Raw genomic sequence first — 21,434 nt, forward strand, 5'->3', positions numbered from 1 at the left:
GTTCCCTTCCCCGGAGCCCACCGGCGGGAGAGACGGATGACGGTCAGCGACAGGGAGCGCGACGCGATGGCTCGCGCGCTCGGGCTCGCGCGTCGAGGCCCCGCGGGCGTCAACCCGCAGGTCGGCGCGGTCCTGCTCTCCCCCGACGGCGCGATCCTCGCCGAGGGGTGGCACCACGGCGCCGGCACCGCGCACGCCGAGGTCGACGCCCTGTCGCACCTCGCCCCGGGCGCCGCACGCGGCGCGACGGCCGTCGTCACCCTCGAGCCCTGCAACCACACCGGCCGCACCGGCCCCTGCGCGGGCGCACTCCTCGAAGCGGGCGTGGCGCGCGTGATCTACGCACTCCCGGACCCCACCCCGGTCGCGCGCGGCGGCGGCGAACGTCTCCGGGCCGCGGGGGTCGACGTGGAATCCGGCGTGCTCGCCGACGAGGCCCGCGAGCTGCTCTCCGACTGGACCGCCGTGCAGCGACTGGGTCGCCCGCACGTCACGGTCAAGTGGGCGCAGTCGCTCGACGGACGCGCCGCGGCCGCCGACGGCACGAGCCGGTGGATCACCGGTCCGGCCGCCCGCGCGGACGTGCACCGCCGTCGCGCCGAGGCCGACGCGATCGTCGTCGGCATCGGCACGGTCCTCGCCGACGACCCGGCACTGACCGCACGCCGGGAGGACGGCACCCTCTACGACCGGCAGCCGCTGCCGATCGTCCTCGGCGACCGCAGCATCCCCGAGGACGCCGCTCTCCACCGCCACCCTCGCGGATTCCTCCACCGCAGCGGCGCCAACCTGTTCGGCGAGCACCACGGCGACGACCCGGCGGACTCCGTGCTCGAAGAGCTGCGCCGGTTCGGCGTGCACCGGATCTTCGTCGAGGGCGGGCCGACGATCGCGAGCGCCTTCCTGCGCGCGGGCCTCGGCGACGAGATCCTCGCGTACGTCGCCCCGACCCTGATCGGCTACGGACCGGACGGCAGCGACCATCCCGCGCTCCGGATGGTCGGCGTGTCCACCATCGACGAGCAGCGCCGGCTCGAGATCGCCGACCTCCGCCGCCTCGGCGACGACCTTCTGATCGTCGCGCGCCCCGCATCCGCCTCGAACGAAGGAGACCACTGATGTTCACCGGCATCATCGAGGAGATCGGCACCGTCACCCGCGTCGAGCCGTCGGGAGACGGGGTGCGCCTCACCGTGCAGGCGCCGCTCGCCGTCTCCGACGCCGGCCACGGCGACTCGATCTCCATCTCGGGAGTGTGCCTGACCGTCGTCGACCAGGGCACCGACTGGTTCACAGCCGACGTCATGCGGCAGACGCTCGAGGTCACCGCCGTGCGCGCGGTCGCCGAGGGCACCGCCGTCAATGTCGAACGGGCGACCGCCGCCCACGGCCGCCTCGGCGGCCACATCGTGCAGGGCCACGTCGACGGCACGGGCCGGGTCCTGGACGTCCGCCCGGGCGCCCAGTGGCAGGTCGTGCGGATCTCCCTCCCGGCCGACCTCGCCCCGCTCGTGGTCGACAAGGGATCGATCGCGGTCGACGGCGTCTCGCTCACGGTCAGCGCCGTCAGCGACGCGGATGCCGCCGAGCCGTGGTTCGAGATCTCCCTCATCCCCGAGACGCTCGCGGCGACGACCCTCGGCTCCCGCGCCGCCGCCGACGTCGTGAACCTCGAGACCGACGTCCTCGCCCGCCACGTGCAGCGGCTCCTGTCCTTCTCCCCCGCGTCGGCGTCGCCCGGCGTGCCCCGCATCACGAACGAAGGGGGCTCCCGATGAGCCTTTCGCCCATCCCGGTCGCGCTCGAGGCGCTGCGCGCCGGCAAGCCCGTCATCGTCGCCGACGACGAGAACCGCGAGAACGAGGGAGACGTCGTCCTCTCCGCACAGATGGCGACCCCGGAGTGGATCGCCTGGACCGTGCGCCACTCGAGCGGGTTCATCTGCGCGCCCATGCCCGCCGACTGGGCCGACCGGCTCGATCTGCCCCCCATGGTCGAGGTGAACGAAGACGCCCGCGGCACCGCCTACACGGTGAGCGTGGACGCGGCCGACCGCATCACGACCGGCATCAGCGCGGCCGACCGCTCGCACACCCTGAACGTGCTGGCGAACCCGGAGTCCACGCCCACCAGCGTCATCCGGCCCGGGCACGTCCTGCCGCTGCGCGCGGTCGACGGCGGCGTCCGCGAGCGGGGCGGCCACACCGAGGCGGCCGTCGAGCTGACACGACTGGCGGGACTGGCCCCGGTCGGTGCGATCGCCGAGATCGTCGCCGAGGACGGGAGCATGATGCGATTGCCCGGACTCCTCGAGCTCGGCGCCCGCGACGAGATCCCCGTCATCACCATCGAGCAGCTCGTCGCCCATCTCGACGAGATCGACCCGCGCGACGAGGCGCCGCAGCCGGCGCACCGCCGGCGGGTGAGCCTGCGCGCCGAGGCCACCGTGACCACCTCGCACGGGGAGTTCCGCTTCCTCGCGTACAAGGACCGGGTCACCGGCACCGACCACCTCGCCGTCGTCTCCGGCGAGGTCGCCGACGCACCGCTCGTGCGCGTGCACTCGGAGTGCCTCACCGGCGAGGCCTTCGGGTCGCTCAAGTGCGAGTGCGGTCCGCAGCTCGACGCCGCCCTCGACGCGATCGAGCAGGATGGCGGCATCGTCGTCTACATGCGCGGGCACGAGGGTCGCGGCATCGGCCTCATCAACAAGCTGCGCGCCTACAACCTGCAGGAGCGCGGTCTCGACACGGTCGATGCGAACCTCGCCCTGGGTCTGCCCGCCGACGCCCGCGACTACGCCGCGGCAGCCGGCATCCTCGCCGATCTCGGCGTCGAGAGGGTGCGCCTGCTGACCAACAACACCGACAAGGTCTCGCAGCTGCGGACTCTCGGGCTCGACGTCGTCGAGCAGGTCCCGCTGCTGGTCGGCGTCGGTCCCAACAACCACCAGTACCTCGCCACGAAGCGCGACCGGATGGGCCACCTCATCGCGGACGACGACCTGGCCGACGCGCTCGCGCAGATGAAGGAGGCCACGGGCCAATGAGCGGACACGGAGCACCCCGTACCGAGATCGTGGAGGCGGCGGACCTGCGGGTCGTCGTCGTCGCGGGATCCTGGCACGACGTCATCACCGACGGCCTGATCGCGGGCGCCGAGCGCGTGCTCGCCGCATCCGGGGCCGACTACCGCGTCGTGCGGGTGCCGGGCTCGTTCGAGCTGCCGGTGACGACGAAGGCCGCCCTCGACGCGGGCGCGGACGCGGTCGTGGCACTCGGCGTCATCATCCGCGGGGGCACCCCGCACTTCGAGTACGTCTCCTCCGCAGCGACCGACGGCCTCACGCGCGTCGCGATCGACACGGGCAAGCCCGTCGGCTTCGGGGTGCTGACCCTCGACGACGAGAAGCAGGGCCTCGACCGGGCCGGCCTCCCGGACTCGAGCGAGGACAAGGGCGCGGAGGCAGCCGACGCCGCCCTCCGCACGGCCCTGCTCCTGCGCGACTTCCGCATCTGAGCCCGCCCCCCGGCCCGCAGCAGACCCCGAGGCTCTGCGGGCGCGGAGCTGTGACCGGGACGGCCCCGCGGCCCAGGGCGGGTGCTTGCGCTCGCGCTACCTTCAGTACGGCATAAGGTACGCTCGGGACATGGAGATCCTGCGTCACCTCGTCGTCCTCGTCCACCTCGTAGGCTTCGCCGTGCTGTTCGGCGCGTGGGCGGTCGAGGCGGTGAGCCGCCGCATCCGGGTCACGCGGCTGATGAGCATCGGCATGGTGATCGCCGCGGTCACGGGGCTGGCGCTCGCGGCGCCGTGGGGCGTCGAGTACGACCTGAACTACGTGAAGATCGGCGTGAAGCTCGGCGTTCTCCTCGCGATCGGCGCGGCCCTCGGCATCGGCTCCGCCCGTCAGCGCCGCACCGGCGGCCTCCCGCCCGCGCTCTTCTGGCTGATCGGCACCCTCACCCTCGCGAACGCCGCGATCGCCGTGCTCTGGCGCTGACCACAGGCAGGCATAGGCGCTGAGCTCGGGCCCCACGGGCACTGGCCGGACACCGCACCCGCCGACCGCGCGGCCCGGACACCGCACGACCGCACGACGGAGCGATCCGGGGCGCCGACGGCCGACGTCCGGGTAGACTGAGCGATTGCGTGTCGGCTCCCGCGTCGACACGCACCGGTGACCCAGCGACGTGACGCCCGCTGCATCACCCCTGCCCCGGACGCCCATCGCACCGGCGCGTCCCACGAGGACGTCCTTCCTCCCCTCTGCGACAGGCCCCCTTCCATGTCTTCCGCCACCACCGCCAAGCCGGTGAACTCACGCGGCCGCGTCATCACCGCGAGCCTCGTGGGCACCACGATCGAGTTCTACGACTTCTACGCGTACGCGACGGCCGCCGTCCTCGTCTTCCCCACGCTCTTCTTCCCGACCGGCGACGACACGACCTCGCTGCTCGCCTCGTTCGCGGTCTTCGGCGCCGCGATGATCGCCCGCCCCATCGGCGCGGTCGTCTTCGGGCACTTCGGAGACCGGTTCGGCCGAAAGGCGACCCTCGTCGCGTCGCTGCTGACGATGGGCGTCGCCACGTTCCTGATCGGCTGCCTCCCGACCTACCAGGCCATCGGATGGTGGGCCGCGCTCCTGCTGCTCGTACTGCGCCTCTCACAGGGCTTCGCACTCGGCGGCGAGTGGTCGGGGGCGGCTCTCATCGCCACCGAGAACGCCCCGAAGGGCAAGCGCGCCTGGTACGGCACGTTCCCGCAGCTCGGCGCCCCGATCGGCTTCATCATCGCCAACACGGTGTTCCTCGTCATCAACTTCGCGCTGCCGCACGCCGACGGCACGGCGCAGCGCTCGGAGGAGTTCCTGGCATGGGGATGGCGGGTGCCGTTCCTCTTCTCCGCGGTCATGGTGATCATCGGCCTGTGGGTACGCCTGAAGCTCGTCGAGTCCGACACGTTCGTGAAGGCGGAGAAGACCGGAGCCATCCGCAAGTTCCCCCTCGGCGAGGTCATCCGCCGCCACTGGTGGCAGCTGATCCTCGGCACGTTCATCATGCTGGCGACCTACGTGCTGTTCTACCTGATGACGAACTTCACGCTGACCTACGGCACGAAGGCGGGCCTCGAGACGGCGACCGCCGCCGCGCAGCAAGCAGCCGAGACCGCCGGCGAGACGTTCGACGCGTCCGCGTTCGCGGCGACCTACCTGCCCGGACTCGGATACGGCTACATCGACTTCGTCATCATGCAGATCATCGGGGTCGTCTTCTTCGGCATCTTCACGCTGCTGTCGGGTCCCATCGCCGACGCAATCGGACGGCGGCGCCTGCTGATCTGGGTGACCGCCGGCATCGCGGTTTTCGGGCTCACGTTCAACCTGTTCCTGCTGCCGCACACCGACCCGTTGTTCACCGGCGCGCTCACCCAGGCGTTCCTGGTCTTCGGCTTCATGCTGATGGGCGCGACGTTCGGGCCGATGGGAGCGCTCCTGCCCGAGCTCTTCCCGACGAACGTGCGCTACACCGGCTCGGCGATCTCCTACAACGTGTCGTCGATCCTCGGCGCCGCGGTCGCTCCCTCCATCGCCCTGGGCCTGTGGGCCGCGGCCGGCGGCGAACCCTGGCTCGTCGGCCTGTACCTGTCGGGGGCCGCCGTGCTGACCCTCATCGCGCTGATCCTGTCGAAGGAGACCAAGGACGTCGACTACGACGCCAACCTCGGACTCGGCGAGACCGGCTCGCTCTAGGACGCCGCACGAAGGCGGATGCTGCGCGGCACTGTGCTGCGCAGCATCCGCCTTCCGCGTTCCCGGGGCGACTGCGGCCGGTGTCGGCGCTGGTGCTGCCCTCGGGGCCGGCCCCGGGCCCGGGCCTGCGCCCGACCTGACGCTGCCGTCGGGGCCGGCCCGGCTCCGGCTCCGGGCCCGCGCCCGGGCCGCGAGACTGCACGTGCGCGCCGAGACAGTGGGTGAACCCCGCTGTCTCGGCGGCCAGATACTGTCTCGCGGGTCAGGGCAGCGGAGCGGTCAACTTGGGTTGACGCCGACGGGTGCGTCAATTACCGTTGACAGCGGTGGCCCCCGACGCCGCCACGGACGGAGGATGATGAGCGACTCGATCCGCACCGCGATCGCCGCGGCCGACGGCGGCGAGCCGCTCGCCGAGCTGCGCCGGCTGGCGGCGCTGCGCGGCGAGCTCGCACGCGCCGAGGCCGCCCAGGTGCGCCGCGCGCGCGCCGACGGCTACTCGTGGGTCGCGATCGCCGGCGCCCTCGGCGTGACCCGGCAGGCCGTCCACAAGAAGTACGGTCGGAAGTAGCACCCCCTGACGAACGAACGAGGTACCGGCATGTCCACACCCGCCCGCGCGCGCCGCGGTCGTCGCTCCCCTGACGAGGGTCCCCGCGCCAGCTTCCGGCAGCTGCTCCCCTTCCTCTTCGAGCACAAGGGGGTGCTCGTCGTCGTCGCCGTGCTCAGCGTGCTCGCCGCCGGCGCCACGCTCGCCCAGCCGCTCGTGGTCGGCGAGGTCATCACCCGGGTTCAGGATGGCGACACCCTCGGCATCCTGGTCTGGGTGCTGGTCGCGCTGGTCGTCGCCTCATCCGTGATCTCGGGGTATCAGCACTACCTGCTGCAGCGCACGGGCACCGCCGTCGTGTTCTCGAGCCGTCGGCGCCTGGTGGCCCGCATCCTGCACCTGCCGATCCGCGAGTTCGACGCGCGTCGTACGGGTGACCTCGTCTCCCGCGTGGGCACCGACACGACGCTGCTCTACGCCGTGCTCACCCAGGGGCTCGCCGACTCGGTCGGCAACGTCCTCATCTTCGCCGGCGCGATCATCGCGATGCTCCTCATCGACCCGATCCTCCTGCTGCTGATCCTCGTGGTCATCGGCCTGTCGATCGGTGTCGTCGGGGTGCTCAGCGGCCGCATCCGGCGCGAGACGAGCGCCCAGCAGGAGAAGGTCGGCGAGCTGGCCTCGGGCGTCGAGCGAGCGGTCGGCTCCATCCGCACCGTGCGCGCGGCAGGGGCAGGCGAGCGCGAGCAGGAGACCATCAGCCGCACGGCCGCCGAGGCGTACGGCATCGGCGTGCGCATCGCGAAGGCGTCCGCCCTGGTCGTGCCCGTCGCCGGCATCGCCCTGCAGCTGTCGCTCCTGGTCGTCCTCGGCGTCGGCGGCTTCCGCGTCGCGTCGGGCGCGATCGAGATCGCGAGCCTCGTCACGTTCGTGATGTTCCTCTTCTTCCTCATCCAGCCGCTCGGCTCGTTCTTCGGTGCCATCACGTCCGTCAACCAGGCGCTCGGCGCGCTCGGCCGTATCCAGGAGGTCCTGGACCTCCCGACCGAGTCCCAGGATGACGCCGCCATCGCGGCACGGGTCACGGATGCGGACGCCCCCGCAGGCGCCGACGTGCCGGCGATCGAGTTCCGCGACGTGCACTTCCGCTACCCCGAGGCGGTCGTCGCCGCACGGCAGAAGACCGAGGCCGAGGCCAAGGCCCTGCTCTCAAGCGCCCGCGTCGACACCTCGACGCTCGACATCCCGGACCCGGCCGTCGCCAAGGACGACCTGCGGACGGATGGCGAGGTCCTGCACGGTGTCTCGTTCCGCGTGCCCCGGGGCGCCCGTGTGGCGCTCGTGGGACCGTCCGGGGCGGGAAAGAGCACGACCCTCGCGCTCATCGAGCGGTTCTACGATCCGACGGAGGGCGCGATCCTGCTCGGCGGTCGCGACGTCCGCACGCTCGATCGCGACGCGCTGCGGGCACAGCTCGGCTACGTCGAACAGGATGCGCCGACCCTCGCCGGCACGATCGGCGACAACCTGCGGCTGGCCTCGCCGGCGGCATCCGACGCCGACTGCGAGCGCGTGCTGCGCGAGGTCAACCTCGGCGACGTGCTCGACCGCTCCCCTCTGGGCCTCCACGCCCCCGTCGGCGAGGCGGGGGTCATGCTCTCCGGCGGCGAACGTCAGCGCCTCGCGATCGCGCGTGCCCTGCTCGCCGCTCCCCCCATCCTGCTGCTCGACGAGTCGACGTCCTCGCTCGACGGGCTGAACGAGCAGCGCATGCGCGAGGCGATCGACGCGGTCGCCGAGGGACGCACGCTGATCGTCATCGCGCACCGCCTCTCGACGGTCGTCGACAGCGACCTGATCGTGGTCGTCGATCGCGGTCGCGTGGTGGGTCAGGGCACGCATTCCGACCTCGTCGCCGAAGTGCCGCTGTACCGTGACCTGGCGAAGCACCAGCTGCTCGTCTGAGTGTCGCTCTCTTCGCGCGGGGAGGCCGGTAACCAACGCTCATGACCGAGCGCCTCAGGGCGCCCGAGCTCGGCCTTGCCGCCCCCACTCCGTATCAGCAGTGGGTTATGTCCCCCAAATGGGGGATACCCCCCCCGGAAGCCATTTATAGTCCTGAGCAAAGCCATCCTGGAGGGGAAGATGCAGAAGAAACTGTTCTGGATTCGCGTCATATCTTCGGTCTTTGCCGTCGGCGTGGTCGTTGCCGGCGGAGGGATCGCCAGCCCCGCGAACGCCGCGAAACTGACTGTGTCCGACGCAGGCACGTTAGCCGTTTGCGACGGCGAGACGCTCGATCTCACACACTCATCCGGGAGACCTCTGACCGCGCAGGAGATCGACCGGGGCACCCAGACAGTACAGAACTACTGTTCCTACAAGCTGCAACAGGGTCTCGTCACTCCCTTCGGCACGACGAACGGAGGCTACGTCGTCAACACCACAAACGCCAGCACAGTCACGTGTTCCTGCGGTTCGTATAAGAGTTGGACAATCAAGATCACGGCGACAGGGCTCCACACTTCAGGTGAGAAGTGGGTTGACCTGATCTACCGTGCGCTGCCGGGATCGGGAGCATGGCAGGCCGGGTCTGCCAACTTCGTAGGACCCGCCACGACGTATGCAAACCTTCCTTTGGAATCCGGGACCATGAGCACGAGCCAGCACATCCAGAGCTACGGAACGTACACTCGAAACAGCAATATCGTCGAACAGGTCTACAACTCCGCAGGATGATGAATTGTCGAGAGCCCCAGTCCCGCTGCCGAACGGATTGACGGTGAACTTCTATGCCGGATGGACCACGTCGGGCATAGAGGTCACCATGGTCGCTGAACGGAGCGGCATGACCGATGACTACGACCGGGCCTATGCGATCGCGCTGGACGATTATCTCCACGCGGTCGCAGAGAACGGACCCGCGAGTCGTCCGCCGCCTCTCACCGGCGCCGAAGCACTCATGGACGCCGTGCAGCTTCTGCGCGACGACGGCACACGTCCACCCCACAGCCTGACGAAGCGGACCGGGGGCACGGGCACCGAGTGGACCGTGGTCTGGTCTGCACCCGACTGGCAACCAGCCCAAGTCGTGCTCATCGGCACCAGCGAACCCGCCTACCGGCTGGCCGTCGAGGAGTAACCCGACCCGTCACCGCGAGAAACCACATCCGCCCCGAGACGACGCGCAATGCGGTCGGTTTCGGGACGGATGTGGTTTCTCGCGGGATGATGCCGGGGCGTCAGGCGGGCTGCGCCTGCGTCAGGCGGTAGCGGAGCGACGCCAGCTCGGCACGCAGCGCCGACGGCACCTTGGCGCCGAACGTGTCGTAGAACTCCTCGGTGAGCGCAGCCTCGGCGAGCCACGACTGCGGATCGATTGCGAACAGCTCGTCGAGGTCCTCCTGGGGAACCTCGATGCCGTCGAGGTTCAGGTCCTCCGTGCGCGGCAGGCGGCCGATCGGGCTGTCGACCGCGGGGACGCGACCCTCGACGCGGCGGATGATCCAGTCGATCACACGCGAGTTGTCGCCGAACCCGGGCCACAGGAACCGGCCGTCGGCGCCCTTGCGGAACCAGTTCACCTGGAAGATGCGCGGCGCACGGTCGAACCGCAGCTTCTGGCCGATCGACACCCAGTGCCCGAAGTAGTCGGCCATGTTGTAGCCGCAGAACGGCAGCATCGCGAACGGGTCGCGGCGCAGCTCGCCGACGGTGCCCTCGGCGGCGGCCGTGCGCTCCGACGAGATGGTCGAGCCGAGGAAGACGCCGTGCGTCCAGTCGGTCGCCTCCAGCACCAGCGGCACGTTCGTGGCACGACGTCCGCCGAACAGGATCGCGTCCAGCGGCACGCCCTCGGGGGTGTCCCAGTCCGCCGCGATCTGCGGGCACTGCGCGGCCGAGACGGTGAAGCGCGAGTTCGGGTGGGCGGCGGGGCGTCCGGACGCGGGCGTCCACGGGTTCCCCTCCCAGTCCTCGAGCTGAGCGGGCGCCTCGTCGGTCAGTCCCTCCCACCAGACGTCGCCGTCGGGGCGCAGGGCCACGTTCGTGAAGATCGTGTTTCCCCAGAGCGTCTCGACCGCGGTGACGTTCGTCGACTCGCCGGTTCCGGGCGCCACGCCGAAGAACCCGGCCTCCGGGTTGATCGCCCAGAGGCGTCCGTCCTCGCCCGGACGCAGCCACGCGATGTCGTCGCCCAGCGTCTCGACGCGCCATCCGGGGATCGTGGGACGCAGCATCGCGAGGTTGGTCTTGCCGCACGCCGACGGGAACGCCGCCGCGACGTGGTACGCCTTGCCCTCGGGGCTGATCACGCGGATGAGCAGCATGTGCTCGGCGAGCCAGCCCTCGTCGCGGCCGATGACCGACGCGATGCGCAGCGCGAAGCACTTCTTGGCGAGGATGGCGTTGCCGCCGTAGCCGGAACCGTACGACCACACCTCGAGCGTGTCGGGGAAGTGCACGATGTACTTGTCGTCGTTGCAGGGCCACGCGACATCCGCCTCGCCCGGGGCCAGCGGCGCACCGACCGAGTGCACCGTCTTCACCCAGGGCGCGCCACTCGCGATCTGCTCGACGACGTCGAGGCCGACGCGCGTCATGATGCCGATCGAGGTGACCGCGTAGGCGGAGTCGGTGACCTGCACCCCGATGTGCGAGAGCGGACCGCCGACGGCTCCCATCGAGAACGGCACGACGTACATCGTGCGGCCGCGCATGGAGCCCGCGAAAACCCGGGTCATGGTCTCGCGCATCTCGGCGGGGTCCGCCCAGTTGTTCGTGGGGCCGGCATCCTCCTCGCGCTCCGAGGCGATGAAGGTGCGGCCCTCGGTGCGAGCCACATCGCTCGGGTGCGAGCGGGCGAGGTACGAGCTCGGCCGCCACTCCGGGTTGAGCTTGATCAGCTTTCCCTCATCGACCATCTCGCGCAGCAGCGCCTCGTTCTCGGCGCGCGATCCGTCGACCCAGTGGACACGGTCGGGCTGCGTGAGCGCGGCGATCTCGTCGACCCAGGCGGCCAGGGCGGCCATGCCCTCGCCCTCGAGTTCGGGACGCTGGCCGTACGCACGCGACGCGCCGATGCGGTCCGATGCGGTGCGGGAGAAGGTCTCGGCGAGTGCCATGATGACTCCTGTCGGGGATGAAGGTGTGCAAAACGTAAGTTCCCTCCAACCTTGCCGCCCTCTTGCCCCCTCTTTCCTGGCCGCACGTTCGAAAAAATCGCGATTCTTTCAGTATGATCAAGGAATGGCGTCGAGCACGATCGAACTCACCACCCTGGGTCACCGCATCCGCCACTACCGCACGGCCGCCGGGCTCACCCTGGACGAGCTGGGCGCGGCGGTCGGCGTCGCCGGCAGCCATCTCAGCCTGATCGAGAACGGCAAGCGGGAGCCGAAGCTGTCGCTCCTGCAGGAGATCGCGAGCGCCACCGCCATCCAGCTCGGCGATCTGCTCTCGAGCGAGCCGCCGAACCGGCGCGCCGCCCTCGAGATCGACCTGGAGCGTGCGCAGTCGACGCACGCGTTCCGCCAGCTCGGCCTCCCCCCGATCAAGGTCACCAAGGGCCTGAGCGACGAGACGATCGAGACCGTGCTGGGGCTCCACCGCGAGCTGCAGCGCCGTGAGCGCGAGGCGATCGCGACGCCCGAGGAGGCACGCCGGGCCAACACCGAGCTGCGTCTGCGGATGCGGGAGCGCAACAACTACCTCCCCGACATCGAGAAGCTGGCCGAGAAGCAGCTGAAGTCCGCGGGTCACGTCGGCGGCGCCCTCACCCACCGCACCGTCAGCATCATGGCCGGCCAGCTCGGGTTCGAGCTGATCTACGCGAGCGACCTGCCCCAGTCGACCCGGTCCATCACCGACCTCGAGAACGGCCGCATCTACCTCCCGCCCGCGTCGATCCCCGGCGGGCACGGCCTGCGCTCGATGGCGCTGCAGGCGATGGCGCACCGCCTGCTCGGACACCAGCCGCCGAGCGACTACGCCGACTTCCTGCAGCAGCGCCTCGAGATCAACTACTACGCGGCGAGCTGTCTCATGCCGCTGACGAACGCCGTCGCCTTCCTGCAGCAGGCGAAGAAGGAGCGCGACCTCGCGGTCGAGGACTTCCGCGACGCGTTCGGGGTCACGCACGAGGCGGCCGGGATGCGGATGACGAACCTGCTGACCGAGCACGTCGGCATCCCGCTGCACTTCCTGCGGGTCGACGGCGACGGGGCGATCTCGCGCGTCTTCGAGAACGACGACCTGCCCCTCCCGATGGACGTCACCGGCGCTGTCGAGGGTCAGATCGTCTGCCGCAGGTTCTCGGCCCGCGCGGCTTTCGCCGAGCAGAACCGCACGACCGAGCACTACCAGTACACCGACACCCCGTCGGGAACCTACTGGTGCTCCACGCAGACCGGGTCGACGGCCGACGGCGAGTTCTCGATCACCGTCGGCGTGCCCTTCGACGATGCCCGGTGGTTCCGCGGCCGCGAGACCGCGCAGCGGGCGACCTCGACCTGCCCCGACGAGTCGTGCTGCCGTCGCCCCGCGGACGACGCGGCGCACCGCTGGTCGGGCAAGGCGTGGCCGAGCGCCCGGGTGCACATGCAGATGTTCACACCGCTCCCCCGCGGCGCGTTCCCGGGCGTGGACGACAACGAGGTCTACGCGTTCCTCGACCGCCACGCCTGAGCGCGTGCGCATCCGCTGCTGGGCGTGCAGGTGCGTGCGCAGCGAGCGGATGCGGGCGCCGGAGTGCCCGGCCCCGCGGGCCTTAGGTGTAGAGCGAGATGGGCTGGACGACGCCGGTGAGGAAGTTCGCGCCGACCTCGAGCTTCTTGTAGTCGACCGGATCGTGCAGGGAGTGCGTCCGGATGTTGCGCCAGTGCAGGTCGAGGCCCACGCGGTTCGCCGTCGAGCTCGTGCCGGTCGCCTCGAAGACGCGGTTCGCGACGTCGACGGCGGTGTCGCTCGAGACGACCTTGAGCTGCGCGATCTCGATCTCGAGGGCCGCCCGATCGTCGGCGGTGACCGCCCACCCGTCGCCCACGACCTCGTCGAACCGCCGGTTGACCCGGTCGGCGAGCGCCTCGACGGCCGCCACCCGCGAGACGAGCTCGCCGTACAGCCGCCGCACGAACGGGTCGTCGCTGTAGGTCGGCACCCCGCTGAGGAACCACGAGTTGGGCCGCGCGTTCGTCAGCTCCCGCGCCTGTGCGAGCGCGCCCTGGGCGAGCCCGAGGTAGAGGTTGCCGAAGACGAGCTGGATGCCGGGGGTGATGATGCTCTGGATGGGCTCGTCGGTGCCGAACCCGAGGACGTGCTCGGGCTCGACCCGCACGTCGCGGTACGTGACGGTGTTGCTCGCGGACAGGCGCTGTCCGAGGTTGTCCCAGTCGTCGACGAGCTCGACGCCGGGGTGGCCGTAGGGCAGCACGAGGAACGCGAACTCGCCGTGGTGCTCACCGCCGTCGACGACCGCGTTGATCAGCAGCGCATCGCCGACGCCCGATCCGGTCGAGTACCGCTTGAAGCCGTTGAGCCGGTACCCGTCGCCGTCCACCGACAGCGTCAGGTTCGGATCGACCGGGTTGACCGAGTCACCCCAGATCCATCGGCCGTCGACGGTGGCCCGGAACCAGCGCTCGCGCTCCTCCGCGGGTGCGACGAGGGCGACGTTCGCCTCGTTGATGTAGTGGTAGCCGAGCAGCTGTCCGATCGAGGCGTCGGTGCGCGAGAGGATGCGCACCGCCCGGAACGCCGACTCCCAGTGCGCACCGCCGCCCCCGAGCTCCGCCGGGTCGAGCAGTGTCGCCAGGCCGGAGTCCTTCAGCAGCGTCGCCTCGGCGAACGGCTGGGCGTTGGCCCGGTCACGGGCGAGCGCATCGACGCCCAGCGTCTCGGCGACCTCGGTCGCCACCGCGTCCCAGCGGTCGGTCTCGGCGCGGTCGGCGGTGCCGCTCCAGTGCGTACGCGCAGTGGCGGTCGTGTCGGCGGTGGTCATGGCGTCTCCTCGTGGTCGGGATGGTGCGGAGCCGGGCGGTGCGAATGGGATGCGAAGCGCAACTCCTCCTGAACGGACCCGCTCGACCGGCGGCGGGCGGCCGACGCGGCGGATCGGAGGAGTTACGGCGGATCAGGTGACGACGAGCGAGGCGTTGCCGTCGGCGGCGCTGCGGCGCTCCGCATACGCACCGCGATACTGGTGCGCGGGATGCCACTCGGGCACCACCGCGCTGCCGCTCAGACGTTCGCGCAGGGTGTCGCCCTCGTAGTCGTCCCACACCCGACCGCGGCGGCGAAGCTCCGGGACGAGAAGCTCGACGATGTCCTCGAACGTGCCGGGGGTCACGACGTAGGCGAGGTTGAAGCCGTCGATGCCGCCGACCTCGATCCAGCGCTCCAGCTCGTCGGCGACCGTCTCGGGGCCGCCCACGATGACCGGGCCGATGCCGCCGATGCCCACGTACTCGGCGATGTCGCGCGGTGTCCACGACCGGGTCGGGTCGGCCTTGGTGAAGATCGACAGAGCGGAGCGCGCCGCATCCGTGTCGACGTACTGGAGGGGCTGGTCGGGGTCGAGCGTCGACAGGTCCACGCCCGACCAGCCGCCGTAGAGCGCGAGCGCGCCCTCGAGCGAGACGTAGCCGCGGTAGTCGGCGTACTTCGCCTGCGCCGCCTCGTCGGTCTCAGCGACGATGACGGTCGCGAGGGTCAGGATCTTGACCGACTCGCGCGTGCGTCCCACCTGCTCCGCCTTGTCGCGGATGCTGTCGGTCACCCGGCGCGTGAGGTCGGGCACGAGCCCGTTGATGAAGATCGCCTCGCCGTGGCGGGCGGCGAACTCCTGACCGCGCGGGGACGCTCCGGTCTGGAAGATCACCGGGGTGCGCTGGGGGGACGGCTCGGACAGGTGGATGCCGGGCACGTCGTAGAACCGGCCGTGGTGCTCGATCGGGTGCACGCGCGCGGGATCGGTGAACACGCCCGCCGCACGGTCGCGGATCGTCGCCCCGTCCTCCCAGGATCCCTCCCAGAGCTTGTAGGCGACGTCGAGGAACTCGTCGGCGATCTCGTAGCGATCGTCGTGGGCGATCTGGTCGCCGAGGCCGAGGTTGCGGGCGGCGCTGTTCAGGTACGCGGTCACGACGTTCCACCCGACCCGACCGCCGGTGAAGTGGTCGAGGGTCGAGAAGGTGCGCGCGAGGGCGTAGGGCTGCGCGTAGGTGGAGGCGACCGTGACCCCGAAGCCGATCTTCGACGTCGCCGCCGCCATCGCGGGGACCTGCAGCAGCGGATCGCCCACCGGGATCTGCGCCGCGTCGATCAGCGCAGGCGCCGCCGAGTCGCGGTACACGTCGTACACGCCGACAACGTCGGCGATGAAGATCGCATCGAACGTGCCGCGCTCGAGCAGCTGCGCGAGCTCTATCCAGTAGTCGAGCCGGTTGTACCGATCGGCCCGGTTCTCCGGATGCCGCCACAGCCCCGGGGCCTGGTGGGTGACGCAGCTCATCTCGAACGCGTTGAGGATGATGCGGGAGCTCATCGTCGTTCCTTCCTGCGCAGAACGCGCACGCCTCGGAAAGCTAGCAGCGCGTGCGGCGCGACGCCTCCCGGACGACACACGACGACACGCACCGGACGCCGCCGCTCCGTGCCGCATGTCGCTTCTTTACACGACCCGCGCGCGCTCGTGCGCGCTGCCCCAGAATGACGAGTCGTGCGGTGCGCAGCCCGTCATCCCGCACGTCCTGCACGTCCCGCTCTTCCCCGCTCGCACCCTGGAGGATCCACATGTCCGCTACGCCCCGCCGCTCGCGCGTCCTGCGCCGGCTCGCCGCACCCGCCGCGCTCACGGTCGCCGCCCTGACCCTCGCGTCGTGCTCCGGAGGCTCCGGCGACGCCGCCGACGGCGACCAGGAGCTCACGGTCCTGCTCATCTCATCGCACGAGGGCGCATCGAAGCTCCTCGCCGAGGAGTACGAGGCCGAGACCGGCGTCAAGATCAACCCGGTCATCGTCCCCTACGACGAGATCGGCAACACCCTCGCCCTCGACCAGCAGTCCGGCGCGAACACGATCGACGTCGCGGCGCCCTGGTACGTCTCGATCGGCGACCTCGCCGACGCGGGCGCCATCCAGGACCTCACCGACTGGATCGCGGACAACCCCGACATCGAAGAGGACGACTTCATCCAGTCCATCTACGACCCGTACACGCTCGTGGACGGCCAGCGCTACGGTCTGCCCTTCGACGGCGACACGCACGTGCTCTTCTACAACACCGAGATCCTGGAGCGGAACGGCTTCACCGAGCCTCCCGCGACCTGGGACGAGTACATCGAGCAGTCGCAGGTGATCACCGAGAACGAGAGCGCGGACGGCGTCTACGGCAACGTGATCTTCGGCCAGAAGTCGCCGCTCATCCTCGGCGCCAGCTTCGCGAACCGTCTCGCCGGCTTCGGCGGCGAGTTCGTGGACGCGGACGGCAAGCCCGTGATCAACTCCCCCGAGGCGGTCGCCGCCGCGCAGTCGCTCGCCGACTCGATCGCCTCCGCCTACCCGACGCCGGCCGAGACCGCGTTCGGCGAGGGGAACTCCGCCTGGTTCGCAGGCAAGGCCGCGTTCATCGAGAACTGGACCGACCTCGGCGTCGCGTCGCAGATCAACCCGGACTCGACCGTCGCCGACAAGTGGGGCGTGACGCTCCTGCCCGTCGGCGGCGACAACACAGAGCCGCGGGCGTCACTGGTGGCCGGCTTCACCTGGGTCATCGCGGCGAACACCGAGAAGACCGAGCTCGCGCAGGACTTCATCAAGTGGGCGGCTTCCAGCGAGATCAACGAGGAGCTGCTGGTCGCCGACCCGCAGACCGGCATCGACCCGAACCGCGTCTCGTCGCTCGAGAGCGACGCCTACGGCGAGGCCTACCCGGCACTCCAGGAGGTCAACCGCGCGACCCTGGACGGGGCACTCGCCTGGCCGACGGGCAAGAACGCGACGCAGGCCGCCGAGGTGCTGACGGACGAGCTGGCGAAGCTCATCGCCGGCGAGATCACCGCGCAGGAGGCCCTCGATGCGACGCAGGCCGAGTGGGAAGAGCTCCTTGGCTGAGGCCGCCCCGGCCGTACGCCCGCGCCGCGGCTCCGGGGTCTCCCGGGGCCCGGCGTGGGCGCATCGCCTGTTCGTCGCGCCGAGCGTCCTCGCGCTCGTCGTGCTCGGCGTCTACCCGCTGCTGTTCATCGTCGCGGCGGCGTTCACCGAGTCGTCCCTCGGCAGGCCCTTCCAGGAGTGGGCGGGCACCGAGACGTTCGAGAAGGTGCTCGGCGATGCGGATGCGGTCGCCTCGCTCGGCCGCACCGTCGTCTACGCGCTCGGCGTCTCGGTGGCGAGCCTCGTGCTCGGCGTCGTCGCGGCTCTCGCCCTGCACGGTGCGGTGCGCAGCGGATCACTCGTCCGGACGCTTCTGCTGCTGCCGCTGATCACGCCGCCGGTCATCGTCGGCACCCTCTGGAAGCTGATCTACAACCCGGGCGGGGGTCTGCTCGCCACCGTGCTCGGGTTCTTCGGCGCCCCCACGAACGCGATCGCGCCGCTGTCGTCGACGACGTGGGCACTGCCCGGCATCGCGCTCGCGGACGTCTGGGAGTGGACGCCGCTCATCGCGCTGCTCGTGTTCACCGCGCTCATCGCTCAGGATCCGCAGACCGTGGAGGCCGCGCGCCTCGACGGCGCCCACGGGTTCCGGCTGTTCCGCCACATCACGCTGCCGGCCATCGCCGGAGTCGTGGCGGCGGCCTTCTTCATCCGACTCGTCCTCGCCTTCAAGGTGTTCGACCTGATCTTCATGATGACCTCGGGCGGTCCCGGGCAGGCGACCACCACGACCTCCTATCTCATCTATCAGGCGGCCCTGCGCGAGTTCGATCTCGGCAAGGCGGCGGTCATCACGCTGCTGCTCGCCGTCGTCGTGACCGTGGTCACCGTCCCCGTCGCGCTCATCGCGCGCAGATTGCAGGCGAACCATGAGTGAGGTCCTCCCCCGGCGCCGCCGCGCGTCGACCGATCACCGCAGCGTCCTCGCCACGATCGTGCTCGCCGTGCTGCTGGTGTTCTTCGTCGTGCCCCTCCTCTACCTCGTCTCGGTGTCGCTCATGGGCCGCAACGAGACGGGACAGGGCGTGCTGATCCCCGCGGTGCCGCAGTGGTCGAACTGGATCGAGGTGCTCACCGGCTCGGATCTGCTGCGTGGCATCGCGAACTCGCTCATCGCGGCGATCGGCGGCGCGCTGCTCACCACCGCCGTCGCCCTGCCGGGCGCGTGGGCGATCGTGCGGTTCCGCACCGGCGGCGCGACGCTCGCCGGCACCCTCATGAGCCCGTGGCTGCTGCCACCGATCGTCGCGGTGGTCCCGCTGTTCACCCTGCTGCGCGTGCTGGGGCTCAACAACACGCTCGTAGGCCTCACGCTCGTCTACGCGCTCGTGAACGTGCCCGTGGCGATCTGGCTGCTGGAGGGGTTCCTGCGCAAGCTCCCGGTCGAGATCGAGGAGGCCGCCCGCATCGACGGCGCGGGCTCCTTCCGGCTGCTGTCCTTCATCGTCGCCCCGCTCATGGCACCCGCGATGATCGCGATCGGCATCATCGTGGGTGTGCTGAACTACAACGAGTTCCTCCTCGCGACATTCCTCACCCAGAGCCCCGACTCGCAGACCCTGCCGGTCGTGCTGTCGCTGTTCTACGGCGAGCGCACGCCCCACTTCGGCAAGATCGCCGCCGCATCCGTCATCGGGGTGATCCCGGTCTTCGCCGCCGCGGTGTTCCTGCAGCGGTGGCTGATCGGCGGGCTGACGAGCGGCAGCGTGCGCTGAGACCGCCGCCCGCCAAGGAGGGGAACGGATCCCGGCGGACGAGGCGCGGATCTCTGAGGCCTCGTCGATGTGGTCTGACCACATCGATCCCTTGCGGTATGACCAAATGGTGCGATACGGTGTGAGCGTTGCCCCTCAAGGCAGCATCCTAGGGTTGTTACTGATTCGATCAGGCAAGATCTAGACCGTGAAGTCATCGCTCGTCTCGAGAAGACGGCGACTTCGGGTCTAGGTCTTTTTTTTGTCTCAGCGGCGCCCGAGATGGTCGTTCAAGGGAGAGATCATGGCCAAGGTGGACTACGCGAGACTGGCGACCGAGGTGCTCGAGAACGTCGGCGGTGAAGCCAATGTGAGCTCGGTGTCCCACTGCGCGACTCGCCTCCGATTCGTCCTCAAAGACCCCGAACGGGCCGACAAGGACGCCGTCACAAAGATCCCGGGTGTGATCAGCGCGCTGGAGAGCGGCGGTCAGTTCCAGGTCGTCGTCGGCAACAACGTCCCGCTCGCCTACGCGGAGCTGGAGCGCTCCACGGATCTGGGCGGCGGCGAGCGCCGCGCAGGCACCGTCATCGCCGCCCAGAAGCAGGGCAACATCCTCTCCCGTGCGCTCAACGGCGCCATCGCCGTCGTCTCGGCCATCTTCGCGCCGATCATCGGCACTCTCTGCGCAGCAGGCATCCTCAAGGGCCTGCTCATGATCGCCACCACGCTGGGATGGCTGTCGACGACCTCCACGACCTACGCGATCCTGTGGACGGCCGCAGACGCGTTCTTCTTCTTCCTCCCCGTCATCCTCGCAGTGCCGGCGGCCCGCAAGTTCGGTGCGAACATCTACACGGCGATGGCGCTGGCGAGCGGGCTGCTCTACACGCAGGTCGCGAACGTCAGCCTCGTCCTCGAGGGAGAGACCGTCTCGCAGCCGCTGCGAGCGTTCCAGCAGGCGGGCGGCGCGGTCGACTTCCTCGGCATCCCGGTCGTGCTGCAGGGCTACTCGGCCACGGTCATCCCGATCATCCTCGCCGTCTATCTGCAGAGCTGGATCGAGAAGCTGCTGTCCCCGCGCATCCATGACTCGGTCCGCAACTTCATCGTGCCCCTCGTGTCGCTGGTCGTCACGCTTCCCGCGACGCTGCTGGTGCTCGGCCCCGTCGGCAACTGGGTCGGGCAGGGCATCGCCGATCTGTTCCTGACGATCCAGTCGTTCTCGCCGATCCTCACGGGCATCCTCTTCGCCGCGCTCTGGCAGGTCCTGGTCATCTTCGGCGTCCACTGGGCGATGGTGCCGATCTTCATCAACAACCTGGCCACCACCGGGTACGACACCTTCAAGCCCCTCGTATGGCCGGCCGTCTTCGGTCAGGCGGGCGCGGCGCTCGGCGTGTTCCTCCGGCTGCGCGACCCTCGCACGCGCGGCATCTCCGGCTCTGCCGTGATCGCCGGCCTGTTCGGCATCACCGAGCCCGCCATCTACGGTGTGACGCTGCCGCGCAAGCGGGTCTTCGCGATCGGTCTGCTGTCCGCCGCGGTCGGCGGCGCCATCGTGGGCGGCGCGGGCGCGCGCGTCTACGGCTACGGCCTGTCGGGAATCCTCACCCTTCCACTCGGCTACGGCGATCCGCTGGGACTCGGGGACACCTTCCTGTGGCTGGTGCTCGGCACCGCCGTCTCCTTCGTGATGGCCGCGATCCTCACCTACTTCTTCGGCATCACCAGGACCGAGCTGGTCGCGGACCGTGAGGCCGCCGCCGAACGTCGCGCGGAGCACGCCGGCACGTCCGCCGTCGAGCTCGTCAGCCCGATCGCCGGTGTCGCCATCCCCCTCGACGAGGTGAACGACGAGCTGTTCTCCTCCGGAGCGATGGGTCCCGGCTTCGCGATCCGTCCCGCCGACGGCCGCGTGGTCTCGCCGTTCGACGGGACCGTCATCGCCGTCATGCCCCACGCCGTGGGACTGCGGTCGGAGGACGGCGTCGAACTGCTCATCCACGTCGGCATCGACACCGTGGCACTCGCCGGTGAGCCCTTCGTCTCACACGTCGAGCCCGAGCAGCACATCAGCCGCGGCGAGCTGCTCATCGAGGCCGACATCGAGGAGATCACCGCGAGGGGATACGACCCGACCACGGTGATCGTCGTCAGCAATCCCGACGACGTCGACGTGTCCGCGCCGCTCGTCGACGGGGCCGTGGCAGCAGGGGCCCCGGTGCTCACGCTGCGACACCGCCTCGCCGTCCGGGACGCATGAGCCCCGGCCCGTCGGCCCACG

Annotated in this window: 18 protein-coding genes; 15 read left to right on the forward strand and 3 right to left on the reverse strand. The window is 70.2% G+C overall.

What is annotated here, in order from left to right; all coding sequences use genetic code 11:
* Positions 1–36: 36 nt before the first annotated feature.
* The 10 genes from ribD to GVL03_RS11610 all read left to right on the forward strand — a co-directional run bounded on the left by ribD (position 37) and on the right by GVL03_RS11610 (position 9,444).
* A complete protein-coding gene (gene ribD, locus GVL03_RS11565; protein WP_159501150.1) occupies positions 37–1,119 on the forward strand; it encodes a bifunctional diaminohydroxyphosphoribosylaminopyrimidine deaminase/5-amino-6-(5-phosphoribosylamino)uracil reductase RibD in 1,083 nt (360 codons plus the stop codon).
* On the forward strand, positions 1,119–1,778 hold the full coding sequence (locus tag GVL03_RS11570) for a riboflavin synthase (RefSeq protein WP_159501151.1): 660 nt from the start codon (positions 1,119–1,121) through the stop codon (positions 1,776–1,778). Before ribD ends, GVL03_RS11570 begins: the two co-directional genes overlap by 1 nt.
* Positions 1,775–3,049, forward strand: coding sequence for a GTP cyclohydrolase II (gene ribA, locus GVL03_RS11575; protein WP_159501152.1), 1,275 nt, complete (start codon positions 1,775–1,777; stop codon positions 3,047–3,049). Before GVL03_RS11570 ends, ribA begins: the two co-directional genes overlap by 4 nt.
* The gene (ribH, locus tag GVL03_RS11580; RefSeq protein WP_159501153.1) at positions 3,046–3,519 is read left to right on the forward strand and encodes a 6,7-dimethyl-8-ribityllumazine synthase; all 474 of its coding nucleotides are present in this window, start codon (positions 3,046–3,048) and stop codon (positions 3,517–3,519) included. Before ribA ends, ribH begins: the two co-directional genes overlap by 4 nt.
* A 130-nt stretch (positions 3,520–3,649) precedes the next feature.
* Positions 3,650–4,003 carry a Fe-S protein gene (locus tag GVL03_RS11585; RefSeq protein WP_159501154.1) on the forward strand — a complete coding sequence of 118 codons (354 nt, stop codon included), beginning with the start codon at positions 3,650–3,652 and terminating at the stop codon, positions 4,001–4,003.
* Positions 4,004–4,288: 285 nt separating this feature from the next.
* Positions 4,289–5,752, forward strand: a complete 1,464-nt coding sequence (locus tag GVL03_RS11590; RefSeq protein ID WP_159501155.1) for an MFS transporter — start codon at positions 4,289–4,291, stop codon at positions 5,750–5,752.
* 358 nt (positions 5,753–6,110) lie between these two features.
* Entirely contained in the window at positions 6,111–6,323 is a 213-nt protein-coding gene (locus tag GVL03_RS11595) for an AsnC family protein (protein ID WP_159501156.1), read from the forward strand.
* A 30-nt stretch (positions 6,324–6,353) separates the two neighbouring features.
* Positions 6,354–8,267 (forward strand): ABC transporter ATP-binding protein, encoded by a 1,914-nt coding sequence (locus tag GVL03_RS11600; protein WP_159501157.1) that lies wholly within the window; start codon positions 6,354–6,356, stop codon positions 8,265–8,267.
* Between the two features lie 180 nt (positions 8,268–8,447).
* Positions 8,448–9,041 (forward strand): hypothetical protein, encoded by a 594-nt coding sequence (locus GVL03_RS11605; protein WP_159501158.1) that lies wholly within the window; start codon positions 8,448–8,450, stop codon positions 9,039–9,041.
* Positions 9,042–9,084: 43 nt separating this feature from the next.
* Positions 9,085–9,444, forward strand: a complete 360-nt coding sequence (locus GVL03_RS11610) for a hypothetical protein (protein WP_159501159.1) — start codon at positions 9,085–9,087, stop codon at positions 9,442–9,444.
* A gap of 100 nt (positions 9,445–9,544) precedes the next feature.
* Here GVL03_RS11610 and GVL03_RS11615 read toward each other — a convergent pair whose 3' ends face one another.
* Positions 9,545–11,425 carry a phosphoenolpyruvate carboxykinase (GTP) gene (locus GVL03_RS11615; protein ID WP_159501160.1) on the reverse strand — a complete coding sequence of 627 codons (1,881 nt, stop codon included), beginning with the start codon at positions 11,423–11,425 and terminating at the stop codon, positions 9,545–9,547.
* A gap of 124 nt (positions 11,426–11,549) precedes the next feature.
* Here GVL03_RS11615 and GVL03_RS11620 point away from each other — a divergent pair, with 124 nt between their 5' ends.
* Positions 11,550–12,986 (forward strand): XRE family transcriptional regulator, encoded by a 1,437-nt coding sequence (locus GVL03_RS11620; RefSeq protein ID WP_159501161.1) that lies wholly within the window; start codon positions 11,550–11,552, stop codon positions 12,984–12,986.
* A gap of 82 nt (positions 12,987–13,068) precedes the next feature.
* Here the strand turns inward: GVL03_RS11620 and GVL03_RS11625 are convergent, their stop codons facing one another.
* A complete protein-coding gene (locus GVL03_RS11625; protein WP_159501162.1) occupies positions 13,069–14,298 on the reverse strand; it encodes an acyl-CoA dehydrogenase family protein in 1,230 nt (409 codons plus the stop codon).
* A 132-nt stretch (positions 14,299–14,430) separates the two neighbouring features.
* A complete protein-coding gene (locus GVL03_RS11630) occupies positions 14,431–15,843 on the reverse strand; it encodes an LLM class flavin-dependent oxidoreductase (protein WP_159501163.1) in 1,413 nt (470 codons plus the stop codon).
* Between the two features lie 248 nt (positions 15,844–16,091).
* Here GVL03_RS11630 and GVL03_RS11635 point away from each other — a divergent pair, with 248 nt between their 5' ends.
* The 4 genes from GVL03_RS11635 to GVL03_RS11650 all read left to right on the forward strand — a co-directional run bounded on the left by GVL03_RS11635 (position 16,092) and on the right by GVL03_RS11650 (position 21,413).
* On the forward strand, positions 16,092–17,411 hold the full coding sequence (locus GVL03_RS11635; protein ID WP_159501164.1) for a sugar ABC transporter substrate-binding protein: 1,320 nt from the start codon (positions 16,092–16,094) through the stop codon (positions 17,409–17,411).
* Positions 17,404–18,330 carry a carbohydrate ABC transporter permease gene (locus GVL03_RS11640; protein ID WP_235038137.1) on the forward strand — a complete coding sequence of 309 codons (927 nt, stop codon included), beginning with the start codon at positions 17,404–17,406 and terminating at the stop codon, positions 18,328–18,330. The genes GVL03_RS11635 and GVL03_RS11640 overlap by 8 nt, the downstream gene beginning before the upstream one ends.
* Positions 18,323–19,168: a carbohydrate ABC transporter permease gene (locus GVL03_RS11645; RefSeq protein WP_159501166.1), complete on the forward strand. Its 846-nt coding sequence runs from the start codon at positions 18,323–18,325 to the stop codon at positions 19,166–19,168. Before GVL03_RS11640 ends, GVL03_RS11645 begins: the two co-directional genes overlap by 8 nt.
* Before the next feature lie 283 nt (positions 19,169–19,451).
* Positions 19,452–21,413 (forward strand): beta-glucoside-specific PTS transporter subunit IIABC, encoded by a 1,962-nt coding sequence (locus tag GVL03_RS11650; protein WP_159501167.1) that lies wholly within the window; start codon positions 19,452–19,454, stop codon positions 21,411–21,413.
* Positions 21,414–21,434: the final 21 nt, after the last annotated feature.

Origin of the sequence: Microbacterium sp. 18062 (genome assembly GCF_902706225.1) — a bacterium.
Lineage (GTDB): Bacteria > Actinomycetota > Actinomycetes > Actinomycetales > Microbacteriaceae > Microbacterium.

Excerpts from the sequence above, each read along its gene's own strand:
- ribD (WP_159501150.1), top strand. The coding sequence starts at position 37 with ATGACGGTCAGCGACAGGGAGCGCGACGCGATGGCTCGCGCGCTCGGG.
- GVL03_RS11570 (WP_159501151.1), top strand. The coding sequence starts at position 1,119 with ATGTTCACCGGCATCATCGAGGAGATCGGCACCGTCACCCGCGTCGAG.
- ribA (WP_159501152.1), top strand. The coding sequence starts at position 1,775 with ATGAGCCTTTCGCCCATCCCGGTCGCGCTCGAGGCGCTGCGCGCCGGC.
- ribH (WP_159501153.1), top strand. The coding sequence starts at position 3,046 with ATGAGCGGACACGGAGCACCCCGTACCGAGATCGTGGAGGCGGCGGAC.
- GVL03_RS11585 (WP_159501154.1), top strand. The coding sequence starts at position 3,650 with ATGGAGATCCTGCGTCACCTCGTCGTCCTCGTCCACCTCGTAGGCTTC.
- GVL03_RS11590 (WP_159501155.1), top strand. The coding sequence starts at position 4,289 with ATGTCTTCCGCCACCACCGCCAAGCCGGTGAACTCACGCGGCCGCGTC.
- GVL03_RS11595 (WP_159501156.1), top strand. The coding sequence starts at position 6,111 with ATGAGCGACTCGATCCGCACCGCGATCGCCGCGGCCGACGGCGGCGAG.
- GVL03_RS11600 (WP_159501157.1), top strand. The coding sequence starts at position 6,354 with ATGTCCACACCCGCCCGCGCGCGCCGCGGTCGTCGCTCCCCTGACGAG.
- GVL03_RS11605 (WP_159501158.1), top strand. The coding sequence starts at position 8,448 with ATGCAGAAGAAACTGTTCTGGATTCGCGTCATATCTTCGGTCTTTGCC.
- GVL03_RS11615 (WP_159501160.1), bottom strand. The coding sequence starts at position 11,425 with ATGGCACTCGCCGAGACCTTCTCCCGCACCGCATCGGACCGCATCGGC.
- GVL03_RS11620 (WP_159501161.1), top strand. The coding sequence starts at position 11,550 with ATGGCGTCGAGCACGATCGAACTCACCACCCTGGGTCACCGCATCCGC.
- GVL03_RS11625 (WP_159501162.1), bottom strand. The coding sequence starts at position 14,298 with ATGACCACCGCCGACACGACCGCCACTGCGCGTACGCACTGGAGCGGC.
- GVL03_RS11630 (WP_159501163.1), bottom strand. The coding sequence starts at position 15,843 with ATGAGCTCCCGCATCATCCTCAACGCGTTCGAGATGAGCTGCGTCACC.
- GVL03_RS11635 (WP_159501164.1), top strand. The coding sequence starts at position 16,092 with ATGTCCGCTACGCCCCGCCGCTCGCGCGTCCTGCGCCGGCTCGCCGCA.
- GVL03_RS11645 (WP_159501166.1), top strand. The coding sequence starts at position 18,323 with ATGAGTGAGGTCCTCCCCCGGCGCCGCCGCGCGTCGACCGATCACCGC.
- GVL03_RS11650 (WP_159501167.1), top strand. The coding sequence starts at position 19,452 with ATGGCCAAGGTGGACTACGCGAGACTGGCGACCGAGGTGCTCGAGAAC.